This is a genomic window from Mesorhizobium sp. M7A.F.Ca.US.005.03.2.1 (genome assembly GCF_003997795.1).
GTDB classification, from domain to species: domain Bacteria; phylum Pseudomonadota; class Alphaproteobacteria; order Rhizobiales; family Rhizobiaceae; genus Mesorhizobium; species Mesorhizobium ciceri.
In genome coordinates, this window is record NZ_RZRP01001608.1 from 1 (window position 1) to 462 (window position 462).

Annotated in this window: 1 protein-coding gene; it reads left to right on the forward strand. The window is 60.6% G+C overall.

From position 1 onward, the window contains the following. The coding region (locus EN991_RS39425; RefSeq protein ID WP_206519385.1) for a substrate-binding domain-containing protein at positions 1-462 on the forward strand (462 nt) is incomplete at both ends.

Consider the following 462-nt stretch of genomic DNA (forward strand, 5'->3'; position numbering starts at 1 on the left):
TCGACAATCCGAACACCAAGTGGAGCCAGGTCAATCCGAAGCTGCCCGACTGGGACATCGCCGCCTACATTCCGGGCGAAAAGCACGGCACGCGCGAAGTGTTCGAGACCAAGCTCCTCGATGCCGGCTGTGACAAGGCTGCTCTCAAGGCCGCCGGCATTGCCGACGACAAGGAAATCGGCAAAACCTGCATTGCCATCCGCAAGGACGGCAAGGCCGTCGACATCGATGGCGACTATACCGAGACGCTCGCCCGCATCGACTCCAACAAGACCGGCGTCGGCGTGTTCGGCCTCGCCTTCTATGAGAACAATGCCGACAAGCTGAAGGTCGCCACCGTGGAAGGTATCGTGCCTTCGACCGAGACGATTGCCAGCGGCAAGTATCCCGTCTCGCGCCCGCTGTTCTTCTACGTCAAGAAGGCGCATCTGGGCGTCGTTCCCGGCCTCAAGGAATATGTCG